We start from the raw sequence: 15,473 nt of genomic DNA, 5'->3' as shown, positions 1-15,473 counted from the left end.
CGCCTTCACGCTTCGGGGAACTTCTCGGACGGGTGAGGTCACTCGCTTTCCTCCGGGGAGCCCTCCGGAGCCTCCTCCTCCTCGACCGTCTCTTCCTCGGGCTCCTCCTCTTCCGGCTCCTCCTTCGCGGAAAAGACCCTGGCGATGGCGCTCTTGGCCACGCGGATCTCCACGTCCTCCGCAACCTCCAGGAGGACGGTATCCTCCTCGACCTCGGTTATCACGCCGTAGATCCCGGACGAGGTCATGACGTCGTCCCCCGCCCGCAGGTTGTTCATCAGTTCCATCTGCTGGCGCATGCGCTTCTGCTGTGGGCGGATGAGCATGAAGTAGAAAATGACGATGAGGCCGACGATGAGTATTATTGACATGTAGCTGTCGCTCGCCGCCGCCAACAGGGGTATGTACGCAGCGTGGATGTTCATCTCAACCATCCTTCCCAGTAATTACCATACAACATCACCTTCATGCGCCCGGGTTCCTCCCGTCCCAGCCCTGCCATTCCCGGATTAACTCCAACATTCTACCAGCCTCTATCGCGGCTCTGCAATCGAGCATGAGGCGCTGCATGAAGAGCAGGTTGTGCCAGGTGAGAAGGCGGTGGGCGAGGATCTCCCCCGTGCCGTGGAGGTGGCGTATGTACGAGCGCGTGAAGCGCTCGCAGGCCGGGCAGGTGCAGCCCTCCTCGAGCGGCCTCATGTCGTCACGGTAGCGCGCGTTGCGCAGGTTCATCCTCCCCTGCCTGGTGAGCGCCACCCCGGTGCGCGCCATGCGGGTGGGGAGCACGCAGTCGAAGAGGTCGATCCCCAGGGCGATCGCGCGCAGCATCCCCTCGGGGTCGCAGATGCCCAGCAGGTGGCGGGGCCTGTCCTCGGGAAGCACGCGCGCCTGTACCTCCAGGCAACGGAGCATGGTCTCGCGCGGCTCGCCCACGGAGAGCCCACCGATGCCGTAACCCGGGAAATCCATGCCCGCCGTGAGGCGCGCGCTCAACTCGCGCAGGTCCTCGTAGGCGCCGCCCTGGACGATGCCGAAGAGGGCCTGCACGTCGCTCCTGCGGGCCGCGAGCGAGGCCTCCGCCCAGCGTAACGTCGTCTCCACGGATTCCCTGACCTCATCCCGCGAAGCCGGGTAGGCCACGCAGTGGTCGAGCACCATGGCCACGTCGGAACCCAGTCTCTCCTGGATACGCACCACGGCCTGCGGCGTGAGGAGATGTTCGCTGCCGTCGTAGACGGAACGGAAGCGCACGCCGCCCTCCTCCACGCGCGCGGCCGTCGAGAGGGAAAAGACCTGGAAGCCCCCGCTGTCGGTCAGAACGGGCCCGTCCCAGCCCATGAAGCGGTGGAGCCCGCCAGCCTTCTCTATGGTCTCCACCCCGGGACGAAGGAAGAGATGGTAGGTGTTGGCAAGGACCATGTCGAAGCCGATCTGCGCGAGCTCCCAGGGCGCCATGGCCTTGACCGTGCCCCTGGTGCCCACGGGGAGGAAGGCGGGCGTCACCACCTCGCCGTGCGCGGTCATCATGCGGCCTACCCTGGCCGCGGTGCCGCCGTCCCGGCGGATTATCTCGAACCTCATTCCCTTTTCTCTTTCTCTTCCTTTTCCTTTCCTTATTTTTCCTTTTTCTCTTCCTTTTCTTTTCCTTTTCCTCTTCCCCTTCTCTTCCCCTTCTCTTCCTTCCCGTTATCTCCGCTCTTCTCGTTCTTCCCCCTGTCTCGCTTGCTTATCTCCCCTTCTTCGCATCTCGCCTCCTCCGCCCACCAGGGCCGTCCACCGCAACCATGGCGCCGTTTCACCCCCGCCCGCCGAAACTCTGGCGTGCACCTGCGCGACCGCCTCACGGGCGCGGTCCGCCGACCTTTCCCTCCGCACCCTTCGATCCCAAGTCCAGGAAGCGCGCCGCCGTCCCCCTTCCCCGCGCGACCACGTCAGTCCGGGGGTCGCCAGCCGTGTGGGTAGCGGAAGAGGCAGGCATCTCCGAAGCTCAGGAAACGATACTCCGCCTCCACCGCCCTGCGGTAGGCCTCCATGACCAGATCCCTGCCGGCGAAGGCGCAGACCATCACCAGGAGGCTGGAGTACGGGAGGTGGAAGTTGGTGAGCAGGTGGTCCACCACACGGAAACGGAAACCGGGGTAGATGTAGAGATCGGTCGGGCCCTTGAAGGGACGCAGTTCGCCGCCGCGCGCCGCGCTCTCCAGGGCACGGACCACCGTGGTTCCCACGGCCAGCACCCTCCGTCCTTCCCTGCGGGTCTCCGCCACCCGTTCGCACAACTCCTCGCCCACGTCGATCTCTTCAGTATGTATGCGGTGACGCTCCACCTCCTCCTCCTCGATGGGACGGAAGGTGTCCAGTCCCACGTGCAGCTCCAGGAAGGCCAGGCGAACTCCCCTGACCTCCAGCTCCCTCAATACGCCATGGTCGAAGTGGAGCCCGGCGGTGGGCGCTGCCGCCGAACCGAGCGCGCGCGCGTACACCGTCTGGTACCTCTCCTGGTCCTCCAGCCTCTCCTTGATATAGGGCGGCAGCGGCACCTCGCCGACCCTCTCCAGCCATTCCTCCACGCTGCCTCCATCCGCCGCTTCCATCGCCACCCGCAGCATGCCCCGCTCCCCCTTTTCCACCACCCTTCCCACCAGCTTGCCGTCGGCGAACGTGATGGTGGTCCCCACGCGCAGGCGCCTCGCGGGACGTGCAAGGGCCTGCCAGCACCCGTCTCCCAGGGGCTGCAGAAGGAGCAGTTCCGCCCCACCGCCTCCCTGCCTGCTCCCGCGCAGGCGCGCCTTTCTCACGCGGCTGGAGTTGAAGACGGCGCAGTCGCCTTCCTCGAGCAGCGACGGCAGGTCCCGGAAGAGGCGGTGTTCCATGGCCCCGGTCTCGCAGTCGACCACCAGGATACGTGAGTCCTCCCTCCGCTCCAGGGGACGCTGGGCGATGAGCCCGGCGGGGAGTTCGTACGCGAAGAGCTCCCGCTTCATGCGGTCGCCTCCGCGAGTGCCTTGCGGGGCGAGGCCGTGCCGCCTTCCTCGCGAGCAAGACGCCTCCACCAGGGGGCACGGGCCACCGCTCTCAACCCTCCCCTTCATGCGGGTAAACGCCCCTGGCGCGCATCCTCTCCCGGAAGGCACGGTCGTAACGCTCTCTCTCGCTGAAAAGGCAGCCGCAGTAGGGCTGGGTGTACATGCCGAGCTCCCGCGCCTCGGCAAGGGTTTCGCGGTATGCGGCGCGTCCGTCCCATACAACGAAATGCAGGCCACGGCTGCGCGCCACCGACTCTCCCAGCAGGCGGAGGAGCCCGTGGTCCTGGAAGGGGCTGGCGAACAGGGTGGTGGTGAAGGATGGGATGTCATGCTCCGTGGCGAAGTCGGCCGCCCGGCGCAGGCGCAGGCGGTAACAAAGCTCACAGCGGCTTTCCTCGCGGAAGGCCACCGCCCTCACCCAATCCTCCGGCTCGTAGGCCAGGACGGTGAACTCGCTTCCCGTCCTGTTCATGAGCTCCTCGAAGCTCTCCAGCCTTCGCCTGTATTCCCGGAAGGGGTGCACGTTGGGGTTGTAGAACAGGTAGCGGGTATCCGGCACCGCGAGGTCCAGGGCGCGTTGAGCGACCAGGGCACACGGTCCGCAGCAGCTGTCCAAGAGCAACGATTGCGCGCACATATCACGTTTGAAGTCCCTCCCGCCGGCGCTTCCCGGCAACGAGCTTTCCAGGGCCCCTCTCCGGCAGCGCACCGTCGCCTCTACGCCTCGTCCCACCCGGGGCCCGCCAGGTGAAACGTCCTTCATCCCCGCATATCAGAGCCCGCGCTTCCCCGCGCGGGTTCCTCCGGGAACACCGGCCTTCCGCGGTCAGAAGAGGGTGTTGCCGCGCCGCTCCTCCATGCCGAGGTGGCGGTAGGCGTTCTCCGTGGCCACCCTGCCGCGCGGCGTCCTCTGCATGAAACCTATCTGCATGAGGTAGGGCTCGTACACCTCTTCCAGGGTGTCTATTTCCTCGCCTATGGAAACCGCCAGGGTGTTGACGCCCACGGGTCCCCCGTTGAACTTCTCGATGATGGTGGTGAGGATGAGCTTGTCCACCTTGTCCAGGCCCATCTCGTCCACCTCGAACAGGGCCAGCGCACGGCACCCCACCTCGTAGGTTATGCTCCCCTCGGCCCTCACCTGGGCGAAATCGCGCACCCGCCGCAGCAGGCGGTTGGCTATGCGCGGCGTGCCGCGGGAGCGGCGGGCCAGCTCGTGCGCTCCCTCCTCGTCTATCTCCACCTCCAGTATGCGCGCGGAGCGCATGATGATGGCCTTCAGCTCCCGCACGTCGTAGTAATCGAGGCGACACTGCACCCCGAAGCGGTCGCGCAGGGGCGAGGTGAGCAGCCCGGAGCGCGTGGTCGCCCCCACCAGGGTGAAGGGCGGCAGGTCCAGGCGTATGGAGCGCGCGGCCGGACCCTTGCCGATGACGATGTCCAGCTGGAAATCCTCCATGGCCGGGTAGAGGACCTCCTCTACGGCTCGGTTGAGGCGGTGGATCTCGTCGATGAAGAGCACGTCGCCTGGTTCAAGGTTGGTGAGCACGGAGGCCAGGTCCCCCGCCCTCTCCAGGGCCGGCCCCGAGGTCTGGCGCAGGGAGACCCCCAGCTCGTTGGCGATGATGCCCGCCAGGGTGGTCTTCCCCAGCCCCGGGGGACCGGAGAGGAGCACGTGGTCCAGGGGCTCCCTCCTCTCCTTGGCGGCCCCGATGAAGATCTCCAGGTGCTCGCGGATACGGTCCTGCCCCACGAACTCGCTCAGCCAGCGGGGCCGCAGGGTGAGGTCGAGCTCCTGCTCGTCCTCCCGCGGTTCCGGGTCCAAGAGGCGTTCCTCGTCCGCGCCTTCCCGGTCTTCCCGTCCCATTCCTTCCTCGGCCATGTCGCAACCGTTCCTTCCGTGCGGAGCGGACGGCGCTTCCCGCGCGATCGCCGCACCCTCACCCGTGCGCCTTCCCCATCCCTTTCTCCGCAGGGATGTCCATCCGCACCGACGCCTTCGACGTCACCCCTTGCCCCCCAACCGCCGCAGCGCGTAGCGGATCATGTCCTCCACGCGCGGCTCCTCCGCGCTGTAACCCTCCAGGGCGCGGTTGGCCTCCGCCACGCTGTAGCCCAGACCCTTCAAGGCCTCCCGCGCCTCGCGCAGCATGTCCCCCCCGTCGGGTCCCGCGGGCAGCGTGCCCAGGTCGCCCGCCAGCGGCGCCAGCTTGTCCTTGAGCTCGACGATGATGCGCTGGCCGCTTTTCCTGCCCACGCCCGTCACGGCGGTGATGGCCTCCAGGTCCTCGCCGGCCACCAACCGCGCGAAGGTATCCGGGTCGTAGGCGGAGAGTATGGCCAGGGCGGCCCTGGGGCCGATGCCGGTCACGCCGATCAGGTTGAGAAAAACCTCCCTCTCGCGGCGGTCCCGGAACCCGTAGAGCTGAACCAGGTCTTCCTTTATATGGAGATACGTATGAAGGCGCACCTTCTTACCCAGGGGCGGAAGGCCGCTCAGGGTACCCGTGGTGAGATGGAGGGTGAGGCCCATGCCTCCCAGGGCCACCACCGCGCTGCCCTCGCCCTTTTCCACCAAGGTGCCTTCCACGAATTCGATCATCCCGCGACCCTCTTCCTGCTCCGCCTCCTGCCCTTCCTCGCTCCAGGCGGCATATCACCGCCCCGCATCACGTCCGCGCCGTTCCTTCCGGCCCGGCGCGCACGCCAGCTCAGCCGTCCCCGACCCCACCCTTCCGCTTCGCCCCCGCGCCTTTCCTGGCAATATCTTCCAAGCGGCCCTGGAGCTTCTCGCGATGCGCGTGGCAGATGGCCAGCGCCAGCGCGTCGCTGGCGTGGCTGGACGCTATCTCGTCCTCGAGCGACAGCAACGTCCGCACCATGTAGCTCACCTGCCTCTTGTCGGCCCGCCCGTGTCCCACCAGCGCCTGTTTTACCTGCAGCGGCGTGTATTCCTCCACGCCCACCCCGCAATGCGCCGCGGCGAGTATGACCCCTCCCCGGGCCTGCCCCACCACCATGGCGCTGCGCGCGTTGCTGTTGAAGAAGAGCTCCTCGATCACCACCAGGTCCGGCCGATACTCCTCTATCAGGTCCTTTATCTCGCGATATATCTTAGCAAGTCGCGATGACAGCGTCTGGCGAGAGGAGGTGGTGATGCCGCCGTAGCCCAGCGCCCGCAGCACGTCGCCCCTCTTCTCGATCACGCCGTAGCCGGTGGACGAAAGCCCGGGGTCGACGCCCATGATGACCATGTTTACCGCACGCCCCTATTCCTCCGCGAGCTCCGCCAGTATTTCGTCGGGGATGTCGAAGTTGGCGTAGACCTCCTGCACGTCCTCGTAGTCCTCCAGCGCATCCACCAGCCTGAGCACCTTCTTGGCGGCTTCCTTGTCCAGCTTGACGGTGTTCTTGGGGAGCATGGTGACCTGAGCGGAGGCCACCTCGACACCCGCTTTCTGCAACGCCTCCACCACGCCCCGGAAGGACTCCACGTCGGTGATGATCTCCCAGTGGTCGTCCTCGGAGACCATGTCTTCCGCCCCCGCCTCGAGGGCCGTCTCCAGCAGGGCGTCCTCGTCCGCCCCGCTCTCCTTGTTCACGATGATGTTCCCCTTCTTCTCGAACATCCAGGCCACGCACCCCGTGGTCCCCAGGCTGCCGCCCGTGCGGTTGAATATGCGCCGGATGTCGGAGGCCGCCCGGTTGCGGTTGTCCGTCATCACGTCCACCATGATGGCCACCCCGTCGGCGCCGTATCCCTCGTAGGTAATCTTCTCGAACTCGTCGGCGGAACCCTCCCCGGTGCCCCGCTTGATGGCCCTCTCGATGTTCTCCTTGGGCATGGAGTAGCTCCTCGCCTTCTCGATCGCGTTCGCCAGGGCGAGGTTCGTCTCCGGGTTGCCGCCTCCTTCCCGCGCGGCCACGATGATGGCCCGCGAGAGCTTGCTGAACATCTGCCCGCGCTTGGCGTCCTCCGCGGCCTTTTTATGCTTGATCGAAGACCACTTGCTGTGTCCGGACATCTCCTCCTCCTGTCTCCTCCACCGGCCGGCTGGAAACGGCCTGCCTGCATGAGCCTATCGCATGAGCCTGTCAGCGTGTCCTCCTGCGCCGGCGTGCGGCTCCGGGCGGCGCAGGGAACCCTCCCGGCCCGCTAATCGCCCGCGAGTTCATCGACCATGCGCAGGAAATAACGGTGTACGCGCCCGTCGTCGGTCAGCTCGGGGTGGAAGGCGGATACCAGCATGCCGTCCTGGCGCGCCATCACCGGCCTGCCCCTGAACTCTCCCATGACCGACACCTGCGGCCCCACCTCCTCTATCCAGGGAGCGCGGATGAACACGGCGCGGAAGGGTCTCTCGGCCTCCTCGACACCGCGCAGGGCAATGTCCGTCTCGAAGCTGTCCACCTGGCGCCCGAAGGCATTGCGCCTGGCGGTGATGTCCATCAGCCCCAGAAGCGGCTGGTCTCCCTCCGCCAGGCGCGCGGCCATCATGATCAATCCCGCGCAGGTCCCGTAGAGGGGCATGCCCTCGCGCGCCAGCGAGCGTATCTCCTCCAGGAAACCGTGGGCCTGCATCAATCTGCCCATGGTGGTGCTCTCTCCGCCGGGTATGATGAGCCCCCGGCAGACTTGAAGCTCGGCGGGATACTTGACCGCGATCCCCCGAGCTCCACAATCCTCGATCATGCGTAGATGCTCGCGCACCGCACCCTGCAGCGCGAGCACGCCGATGGTCGGTTTCTTCATCGTTCCGCCTCTCCCGTTCCCCCGCCGTCGTCACCAGCCGCGGAACTGGATGAGGTTCTCGCGTCCGATCTCCGAGATCTCCTTGCCCACCATGGCCTTACCCAGGCCACGCGAGACCTCGGCCAGTATCTTGGGGTCATCGTAGTGCGTGGTGGCCATGACGATGGCCCTGGCCCTGGCCGCAGGGTCCTCCGACTTGAAGATGCCCGAGCCCACGAACACGCCGTCCGCGCCCAGCTGCATCATCATGGCCGCGTCCGCCGGCGTGGCAATGCCGCCGGCGGAGAAGTTAACCACCGGAAGCCTGCCGTTCTCCGCCACCCAGCAGACCAGGTCATAGGGGGCTCCCATCTCCTTGGCCGCCGCCATGAGCTCGTCCCGGGGAGTCACCGTGAGGCGCCTTATCTCCTCGTTGATGGTGCGCATGTGGCGCACCGCCTCAACCACGTTGCCCGTGCCCGCCTCTCCCTTGGTGCGGATCATGGCCGCGCCCTCCGCGATGCGCCGCAGCGCCTCCCCCAGGTTGATGGCGCCGCAGACGAAGGGGACGGTGAAGCGCCACTTGTCGATGTGGTGCCTCTCGTCGGCGGGGGTGAGCACCTCGCTCTCGTCCACGTAATCGACTCCCAGCGCCTCCAGGATCTGCGCCTCCACGAAATGCCCGATGCGCGCCTTGGCCATGACCGGGATGGTCACCGCCTCCATGATGGCCTCGATGACCCCCGGATCGGCCATCCTGGCCACTCCACCCGCAGCACGGATGTCGGCGGGCACCCTTTCCAGGGCCATGACCGCGACCGCGCCCGCCTCCTCGGCGATCTTCGCCTGTTCCGGCGTGGTCACGTCCATGATCACCCCGCCCTTGAGCATCTCCGCCAGGCCGGTCTTCACGCGCAGCGTACCTTTTTCCACCATCTTCCGGATCCCTCCAAACCTTCCGTCTATGGAAACAACGCCCCGCGGGGCTTTCCTTCTTTTAATATAGACCATACTCACCCGCAACTGAATAGCTCCCCCCGGCACGGGAAGTCATGCCTGTCCTACTCCCTGCGGTTCGTTTTGCACCACGACGAGCCCTGGATTATCATTGTTTACTGGCCCGCATGGAGCTCGCGTGGGGGAGAGGGGTCTTGCGCGGAAGGGGGAGAGTTGAGCAAGCAGGGCGAGATCGATTACCTGAAGAACATAGGGGTTGCGGGGGCTGAGCATGCCGCCAACAAGCCCTTCTCCGACTCCGAATGCGGCACGTACCTGGTGCAGATAGGGACGGTGATGTCCCTTCTTCCCCCTCCGCCCGCGAAGCTGCTCGACCTGGGATGCGGCACCGGCTGGACCAGCCGTTTTCTGGCCAGGCGCGGATATGAAGTCACCGGGGTGGACATCTCGGCGGACATGATCGCCTGCGCCGAGCGCAAGCGCGAAGAGGAGGGGGTGGGCAACCTGCGCTTCCTGGTCCGGGATTTCGAGTCCCTGGAGTTCCGCGACGAGTACGACTGCGCCCTCTTCTTCTCCGCCCTGCACCACACGGAGGACGAGGAGGCCGCCCTGCGCGGCGCCTACCTGGCCCTGAAACGCGGCGGTACCTGTCTCGTCTACGAGCCGGGAAAGGGCCACGCCGCGGCCCCCGCTTCACGCGACGCCGTCGAGAGATACGGGGTGACGGAGAGGGACATGCCACCGTCCCTGGTGGTGGCGGCGGGAAGGAGGGCCGGCTTCGGGATCCATCACGTATACCCGCATCCCGAGTTCATGTTGGAGACCATCTTCGGCGAGCCCGGGTATCCCCCCCTGCGGAAACTGTTCAAGTACGAGCACCTGCGCGATCCCATCCGCGTAGTGCGCCTGCTGGGAAGGCTGCGCAAGAAGCGGGATTCCGGCATCGTGATCTTGATCAAGTGACCCGCAGCCGGGCGGGGAATCCCCTCAGGTCATCGACTCCCTCTGCGCCTGGGTGTACATGCCCTCCATGCCGGCCATGGCCCGCAGGCGGCGTATGCGCTCCTCTATGGGAGGATGGGTATCCCAGATGCTGGAACGCCGGTGGATGCGCTCGCCCCCCTCCTTGCGGAAGGGCTGCACGATGAAGAGATGGGCTGTGGCCTTGCTGGCGCGCGGGAAGGGCTTGGCCTGCGTGGTAAGTTTTTCCAGGGCGCTGGCCAACCCCTCGGGATAGCGCGTCAGCATGGCCCCGTTGGCGTCGGCCAGGTATTCCCTGCGGCGCGATATGGCCAGCTGCAACAGCTGGGCGATGACGGGCGACAGGACGAGAAAGACGAGGCCTATCACCAGTATCACCAGGTAGATTATGCCCCCGCCCTCGCCGCCGCCTCCCCCTTCGCTGCGCCGTCGTCCGCCCCCGCCGAACAGGAACATGCGGAAAAGGACCTCCGAGAAGATGACCACCAGCCCCACCAGCACCACCACCATGCTCATGAGACGTATGTCGTAGTTCTTGATGTGGGACATCTCATGGGCGAGGACGCCCTCCAGCTCCAGCCGGTTGCAGTTCTCGAGGAGACCCCTGGTCACGGCCACGGCCGCGTGCTCCGGGTCCCGTCCGGTGGCGAACGCGTTCATGGCCGGGGTGTCGATGATGTAGGTGCGGGGCACGGGCAACCCCGCCGCGATGGCCAGTCCCTCCACGGTGTTCACGTAGTAAGGGTACTCCTCCCTGGTCACCGGCCGCGCTCCCGCAGCCGCCAGGGCGATCTTGTCGCTATGGTAATAACTGGTAAAGGCCATGACGGTGGCCACCACGGTGGCTATGATCAGGCCGACCAGGGCTCTCTCCAGCCCCCAGATGTAACCGACGAAGAAGCCGAGCAGCAGGATGAAGGCGATGAACACGGAGACCAGCACCGCCGTCTTCCACTTGTTCTTGGATATCTGGTCGTAGAAGGTCACTTCCTACACCTCCCCAACCTTCCTCGCCGTGTGCCGGCGGACCCCGCGCCGCTGCCCTGCGACCCGGTCTCGCGCCCCCGCGACGCCGTCTTCGGCGCCCTTGAGCAGCTCCGACCGGCCAGGCACACTCGCCGGCGCGACGCCCCCGGGGGGCTCCCGCCTCAGCACGTGCGCGGAAACGCGTTCCCGCCGCGCGCCGCTCAGAACTCCACCTTGGGGGCGGCCCGCTCCGCGGCGACCTCGATCTCGAAGTACTCGCGCGGGGTGAAGGTGCCCGAGAACATCCCGGCGATGATGTTGCCGGGGAAGCGCTGCCGGTCGGTGTCGTAGGACATGACGCTGTCGTTGTAGAACTGGCGAGCGAAGGCGATCTTGGACTCCGTCCCGGAGAGCTCCTCCTGCAGCATGAGGAAATTCTGGTTGGCCTTCAGGTCCGGGTAGTTCTCGGCCACGGCGAACAGGGTCTTCAGGGCTTGCGTGATGGCGTTCTCCGCCTGCGCCTGCTCACCCACCGTCTGTGCGCTTATCCCCATGGCTCGCGCCTGGGTGACCTTCTCGAAGACCTCCTTCTCGTGCGCGGCGTAACCCTTGACCGTCTCCACCAGGTTGGGGATGAGGTCGTAGCGCCGCTTCAACTGCACGTCTATCTGGTGCCAGGCGTTGTCCACGCGGTTGCGGTCCCGGATCAGCTTGTTGTAGTAGTAGACTATCCACGATATTACGAGGAAGGCCAGCACCGCTATTATCACGATGACCCATACCACTTCCCTTACCTCCTTTCTTCCCGCTTTCGCATTCTACACGAGGGCGACGACAACCACCCTCCTGCGCCGCGAGCCTTGGCACCTCCTTCCCTGCCTGGCGAGATGCCATCAATCTACCGAAGCGGGCTCCTCCCAAAAGTCGCCCGCGTCAATCATATCAACCCGCCCGCTTCCCGGCCACCGGTTCGCTCCACGAGTGCAGGGGGCCAGGCGATCCGTCTTTTACCGGGCTACGGACAGTATCGGTAAGAGGTGGCTCCTTCCTTTACACGCAATCCGTATGCCGTTCACGCCCGCCTTCTCGCGCTCCGTTGGCCATACCACGGCCTCCGGCGGTTCGGCTTCAACGGCGCACCTTCAGAGCAGGTGGGCCAACCCGTCCCCCACGAACCTTGCTCCCAGCACCAGCAAAAAGGCGCCGCAGGCCAGGATGACGTAGCTGTATATGCGGTCGGAGAGGAAGCGCTTCCCCGTGACCACCAGCATGGCTACCAGAAAATACCAGAGGACGTCGGCCATGATGTGCCCGGTGTAGAAGAAGACCACCCCCGCGACCCCCCGCTCGAGGGAGCGCAACATCCAGCTCAGCCCGAAGGTCGCCCACCACATGAACCAGTAAGGGTTGGAGAGGCTGGTGGTGAGACCCGAGAGAAACGGCCCGAGACGGACCGCGGAGCGGTCCTCCAGGTCCAGGTGCAACCTGCCGTCCCTGACCTCTATGGCCATCCCCAACCCCATCCAGAAGAGAAAAGCACCTCCGGCCACGCCCACCAGGCCGAAGAAGACGTCGTTACCCACCACGCGGTCCAGGCCCAGCATGAGAAGTATCACCAGGCTCCCCTCCAGCACCGCGTGTCCCGCCACCAGCAGGGGGCCGGCCACGAAGCCACGTCGGTAGGATTCGCTGATGGTCACGGTGAGCAGGGGCCCCGGCATGAGAGCCCCGGAAAGCCCCACGCCCAGGGAGACCAAGAAGATCGAGGCCAGGCTCATCGCCGCCGCTCACCATCCGTAATGGGCCCGCATGCGTGCCATGCCCTCGTCCACGCACGCGATGATCGCGCGACACAGATGCGGGGTGACGGCGGCGACGCAGGAGAGCTGCCCGTCCCGTCCCGAGGCCAGCAGGGGATACCCGTCCAGGGGCCGGCCGAAAGCATCGCCGACGGCCAGGCCCGCCTCGCGCGCGATGAGGTTGGCGGCAGCCAGGTCGTAGGACGAGTTGTTGAGGACGTGCCCGTGCCCGCAGCGCAGGAACATCTCCTCGAGTTGCGGGACCTCCCTTAGCATGCGGTCCCCCACATCCACGTAGGCGTCCAACTGCCCGGTGAGGAGGCGGGTGATGCAGAAGGTGGCGCTACCCAGGTCGAAGACCCCCCCGTCCACGCTGGAGGCGTCGATGAGTCCCTCGAGGACCAGCACGGTGGGGAGGGCGGGCCGCCCCCGCAATCCCAGCGTCCAGAAGAGGGTGGAGAGGTCGTCGTGGGGGTGGAGGACGATCTCCCTCTCCTCCCCGTCGATGACCATGCGGGAGCCGGCTCCCCGCCTTGCCTCGAACCAGGCCTCGTTCTTTATCTCCCGGATCAGCCCGTAAACCACGTCGCCGAGGTCGGGGCGGGGTTTCCGCTCCGGTTCATAGGCGGCCACGGCTATGGACACGCAGCAAGCTTCCAGGCCGGCGGCCGCCGGCCGCGTGCCGTCGATGGGGTCCACCACCAGCACCCAGCTCGCGCCCTCGCTTCCCACAAGCCCACGGTCCTCGGAGAAGAAACCCACCCCGGGGAGTTCCGCGACGCGTTCCTCCACCAGGCGCTCCGCCATCTCGTCTATGGCAAAGGTTGAGTCGCCGCTGCTCCCCCTCCCCTCCATCCTGCGCGCTTCCTTGCTTCCCAGGTGGGGACGCACCAGGTCCCGTACCTCCCTCGAGAGGTCCCGGCAGAACGTCACCAGCTCCTCCAGGCGCATCCCCGCTCCTTTCCCTATCACGCGGCGGGGCGGCTCGCGGTCCCTCCCCGGCGCCTCAGCGGCCCCTCCCCCGGGCTCGCACGGCGTCCTCGTAAGCCGCCTCCACCTCGACCACCAGTTTCTTCCAGGAAAAAGCGGCGGCCCTCGCCAGCCCGGCGGCGGCCATGGCCTCCCGCCTTTCCTCGTCCTCCACCAGCCCACCAAGCGCTTCCGCCAGCGCCGCCGCGTCGCCGGGGGGCACCAGAACTCCCTCCACGCCGTCCCTCAGGACGGAGCGGTACCCCGCGATGTCCGAGGCCACCACCGCCAGCCCGCAGGCCATGGCCTCCAGCAGCACGATGCCGAAACTCTCCCAACCCAGCGCGGGGGCCACCATGACGCGCGCCGAGCGGTAGGCGGCAGGCACCGCCTCGCTCTCCAGCCTTCCCAGCCAGCGCACGCCCTCCACGTCGCCCCCCCTCGCCTCCGCCCCCACCACCAGCAGCTCCACCTCGGGATGTTCCCGCCTCACGAGCGGCAGCGCCTCCAGGAGGACCTGCAGTCCCTTGCGCGGCTCGTCCCTGCCCACGAAGACCACGCGGAAGCGGCGGGGGTCAAGTCCCGGGAGGGTGGGACCGCGGGGGGTGAACCTCTCCGTGTCCACGCCGTTGGGCAGGATGCGGTACTCGCCGGGGAAGTAGCGGGAAACCAGGTCGAGGGCGGCGGGGCTCACCGCCGCGCGCACGTGCAGGCGTTTCGCGAGCCTGCGCAAGAGCGGCGCGGCCAGGCGGTAACCCGCGCTCCCGCCTTCCCGCGCGGCGTGAAAGGTGCCCAGGTTGGCCGACCGCGACGCCAGCAGGGCGAGCATGGAGACGCTGGGCACGAGGGGCTCGTGCAGGTGCACGAGGTCAGGCCGGTTGCGCTCGAGGAAGCGCCTTATCCTCGCGTAGACGCGTGGCCCGAAGGATATGTTGGCCACGGAGCGGTTGGCGTACACCGCGAAGGAGCCGCCCACGGAATGGAAACCCTCGCCGCTCTTTCCGCCGGGCGCCACAACGGTCACGTCGTGCCCGCGCTCCCTCAAACAGCGCGACAGCTGCTCCACGTGGCGGTTCACGCCGCCGGGCACGTCCCAGGAATAGGGGGAGACCAGCGCGATCTTCATGGAGCCATTCTACCCCTCACCGCGGAAAATGGGCTGGAACATGTGCCACTGGGTGGGGTCCTCGCGGATGAATCCCTCGAACACCTTCGCCAGCTTCTGGGTGTTGACCCGCACGTCGCGTCGGGTGTCCCCGGTGACCTCCACCTCAAGGGGCGGCCCCACGTACCCGTGGTAGGCGCCGCCCCTGCGTATGATGTGGCAGGGGAGCACCGCCGTGCCCAGCTTCACGGCCAGCAGGGCGGGCCCGATGGGCATGAGGACCTTCTCCCCGAAGAACTCCACCTCCACGCCGCTCCCCGCGACGAGGCGGTCGGAGAGCAGGGCCACCATACCGTTTTTCAGAAGTACCTCGATCACCTTCTCCACCGTTCCCTCCCCCAGGGGGATGATGCGGATGCCCATGCGCCGTCGCAGCTCCGTGTGGAACTCGTACATGGGGCGGGGTTCGAGCTGCTCGGCCACCGCCCAGAAGGAGGGGTAATTGTGCCCCACCCAGCCGCCGATCATGTCCCAGCTCCCGTAGTGCGGTAGCGCCAGGACCACGCCCTTGCCGCGCCGCAGGCACTCGTCGAACCATTCGACCCCGTGGGGGATGGTCAGCGAGTAGAAGACCTCCTCGAAGGTGAGGTGGTAGCAGCGCAGGAAATCCACCCAGTAGCGCGCGTACTCGTGAAAGCAGCCCCGTGCCATCCTCTTCCAGGCGCGCGGCCCGGCATCGGGGAGCACGCGGCGCATGTTGCCGCAGACCACCTCCCTCTTGCGGGGCGAAAGGCGGTATGCTACCTCGCCCATCCCTATCCCCACGGCGTGCGATACGCGCGCGGGGAGGCGGCCCACCAGCCAGCAGGAACCCCTGAAGAAACAGTACTTCAGGTAGCCGAAGATCCTGGCGGCCGAGGGGACTTCCCGGCGCATGG

General features: G+C 66.7%; 17 protein-coding genes. 1 reads left to right on the top strand and 16 read right to left on the bottom strand.

Annotated elements, in window-relative coordinates; translation table 11 throughout:
* Nucleotides 1–38: 38 nt before the first annotated feature.
* From yajC to pdxS, 10 genes are all read right to left on the bottom strand, one after another.
* Nucleotides 39–371 (bottom strand): preprotein translocase subunit YajC, encoded by a 333-nt coding sequence (yajC, locus tag H5T73_02295; protein MBC7246597.1) that lies wholly within the window; start codon nucleotides 369–371, stop codon nucleotides 39–41.
* Nucleotides 372–465: 94 nt separating this feature from the next.
* The gene (tgt, locus tag H5T73_02290) at nucleotides 466–1,581 is read right to left on the bottom strand and encodes a tRNA guanosine(34) transglycosylase Tgt (GenBank protein MBC7246596.1); all 1,116 of its coding nucleotides are present in this window, start codon (nucleotides 1,579–1,581) and stop codon (nucleotides 466–468) included.
* 350 nt (nucleotides 1,582–1,931) lie between these two features.
* A complete protein-coding gene (gene queA, locus H5T73_02285) occupies nucleotides 1,932–2,984 on the bottom strand; it encodes a tRNA preQ1(34) S-adenosylmethionine ribosyltransferase-isomerase QueA (GenBank protein MBC7246595.1) in 1,053 nt (350 codons plus the stop codon).
* 91 nt (nucleotides 2,985–3,075) lie between these two features.
* Nucleotides 3,076–3,759 carry an epoxyqueuosine reductase QueH gene (locus tag H5T73_02280; GenBank protein ID MBC7246594.1) on the bottom strand — a complete coding sequence of 228 codons (684 nt, stop codon included), beginning with the start codon at nucleotides 3,757–3,759 and terminating at the stop codon, nucleotides 3,076–3,078.
* A gap of 93 nt (nucleotides 3,760–3,852) precedes the next feature.
* Nucleotides 3,853–4,893 carry a Holliday junction branch migration DNA helicase RuvB gene (gene ruvB, locus H5T73_02275; GenBank protein ID MBC7246593.1) on the bottom strand — a complete coding sequence of 347 codons (1,041 nt, stop codon included), beginning with the start codon at nucleotides 4,891–4,893 and terminating at the stop codon, nucleotides 3,853–3,855.
* Between the two features lie 138 nt (nucleotides 4,894–5,031).
* Complete coding sequence (ruvA, locus tag H5T73_02270; GenBank protein MBC7246592.1) at nucleotides 5,032–5,628, bottom strand: Holliday junction branch migration protein RuvA; 597 nt, start codon at nucleotides 5,626–5,628, stop codon at nucleotides 5,032–5,034.
* A gap of 109 nt (nucleotides 5,629–5,737) precedes the next feature.
* The gene (ruvC, locus tag H5T73_02265; protein ID MBC7246591.1) at nucleotides 5,738–6,280 is read right to left on the bottom strand and encodes a crossover junction endodeoxyribonuclease RuvC; all 543 of its coding nucleotides are present in this window, start codon (nucleotides 6,278–6,280) and stop codon (nucleotides 5,738–5,740) included.
* A 15-nt stretch (nucleotides 6,281–6,295) separates the two neighbouring features.
* A complete protein-coding gene (locus H5T73_02260) occupies nucleotides 6,296–7,051 on the bottom strand; it encodes a YebC/PmpR family DNA-binding transcriptional regulator (protein MBC7246590.1) in 756 nt (251 codons plus the stop codon).
* Nucleotides 7,052–7,182: 131 nt separating this feature from the next.
* Nucleotides 7,183–7,779 carry a pyridoxal 5'-phosphate synthase glutaminase subunit PdxT gene (gene pdxT, locus H5T73_02255; GenBank protein MBC7246589.1) on the bottom strand — a complete coding sequence of 199 codons (597 nt, stop codon included), beginning with the start codon at nucleotides 7,777–7,779 and terminating at the stop codon, nucleotides 7,183–7,185.
* A 30-nt stretch (nucleotides 7,780–7,809) separates the two neighbouring features.
* Nucleotides 7,810–8,694 (bottom strand): pyridoxal 5'-phosphate synthase lyase subunit PdxS, encoded by an 885-nt coding sequence (gene pdxS, locus H5T73_02250; protein MBC7246588.1) that lies wholly within the window; start codon nucleotides 8,692–8,694, stop codon nucleotides 7,810–7,812.
* A 234-nt stretch (nucleotides 8,695–8,928) separates the two neighbouring features.
* On the opposite strand from pdxS, the gene H5T73_02245 reads away from it, so the two are divergent.
* Nucleotides 8,929–9,678, top strand: coding sequence for a class I SAM-dependent methyltransferase (locus H5T73_02245; GenBank protein MBC7246587.1), 750 nt, complete (start codon nucleotides 8,929–8,931; stop codon nucleotides 9,676–9,678).
* Nucleotides 9,679–9,702: 24 nt separating this feature from the next.
* Here H5T73_02245 and H5T73_02240 read toward each other — a convergent pair whose 3' ends face one another.
* The 6 genes from H5T73_02240 to H5T73_02215 form a co-directional block, all read right to left on the bottom strand.
* Nucleotides 9,703–10,683 (bottom strand): M48 family metalloprotease, encoded by a 981-nt coding sequence (locus H5T73_02240; GenBank protein ID MBC7246586.1) that lies wholly within the window; start codon nucleotides 10,681–10,683, stop codon nucleotides 9,703–9,705.
* Between the two features lie 200 nt (nucleotides 10,684–10,883).
* Nucleotides 10,884–11,447 (bottom strand): LemA family protein, encoded by a 564-nt coding sequence (locus tag H5T73_02235; GenBank protein ID MBC7246585.1) that lies wholly within the window; start codon nucleotides 11,445–11,447, stop codon nucleotides 10,884–10,886.
* 357 nt (nucleotides 11,448–11,804) lie between these two features.
* Nucleotides 11,805–12,440 carry a LysE family transporter gene (locus H5T73_02230; protein MBC7246584.1) on the bottom strand — a complete coding sequence of 212 codons (636 nt, stop codon included), beginning with the start codon at nucleotides 12,438–12,440 and terminating at the stop codon, nucleotides 11,805–11,807.
* A 9-nt stretch (nucleotides 12,441–12,449) separates the two neighbouring features.
* On the bottom strand, nucleotides 12,450–13,412 hold the full coding sequence (locus tag H5T73_02225; protein MBC7246583.1) for a hypothetical protein: 963 nt from the start codon (nucleotides 13,410–13,412) through the stop codon (nucleotides 12,450–12,452).
* Between the two features lie 55 nt (nucleotides 13,413–13,467).
* Entirely contained in the window at nucleotides 13,468–14,556 is a 1,089-nt protein-coding gene (locus H5T73_02220) for a glycosyltransferase family 4 protein (protein MBC7246582.1), read from the bottom strand.
* Nucleotides 14,557–14,565: 9 nt separating this feature from the next.
* Entirely contained in the window at nucleotides 14,566–15,471 is a 906-nt protein-coding gene (locus tag H5T73_02215; GenBank protein MBC7246581.1) for a phosphatidylinositol mannoside acyltransferase, read from the bottom strand.
* Between the last annotated feature and the right edge of the window lie 2 nt (nucleotides 15,472–15,473).

It is taken from the genome of Actinomycetota bacterium (assembly GCA_014360655.1).
Lineage (GTDB): Bacteria > Actinomycetota > Geothermincolia > Geothermincolales > RBG-13-55-18 > JACIXC01.
Note: the sequence above shows the minus strand (reverse complement) of the source record. Positions and strands in the feature narration are given on the sequence as shown.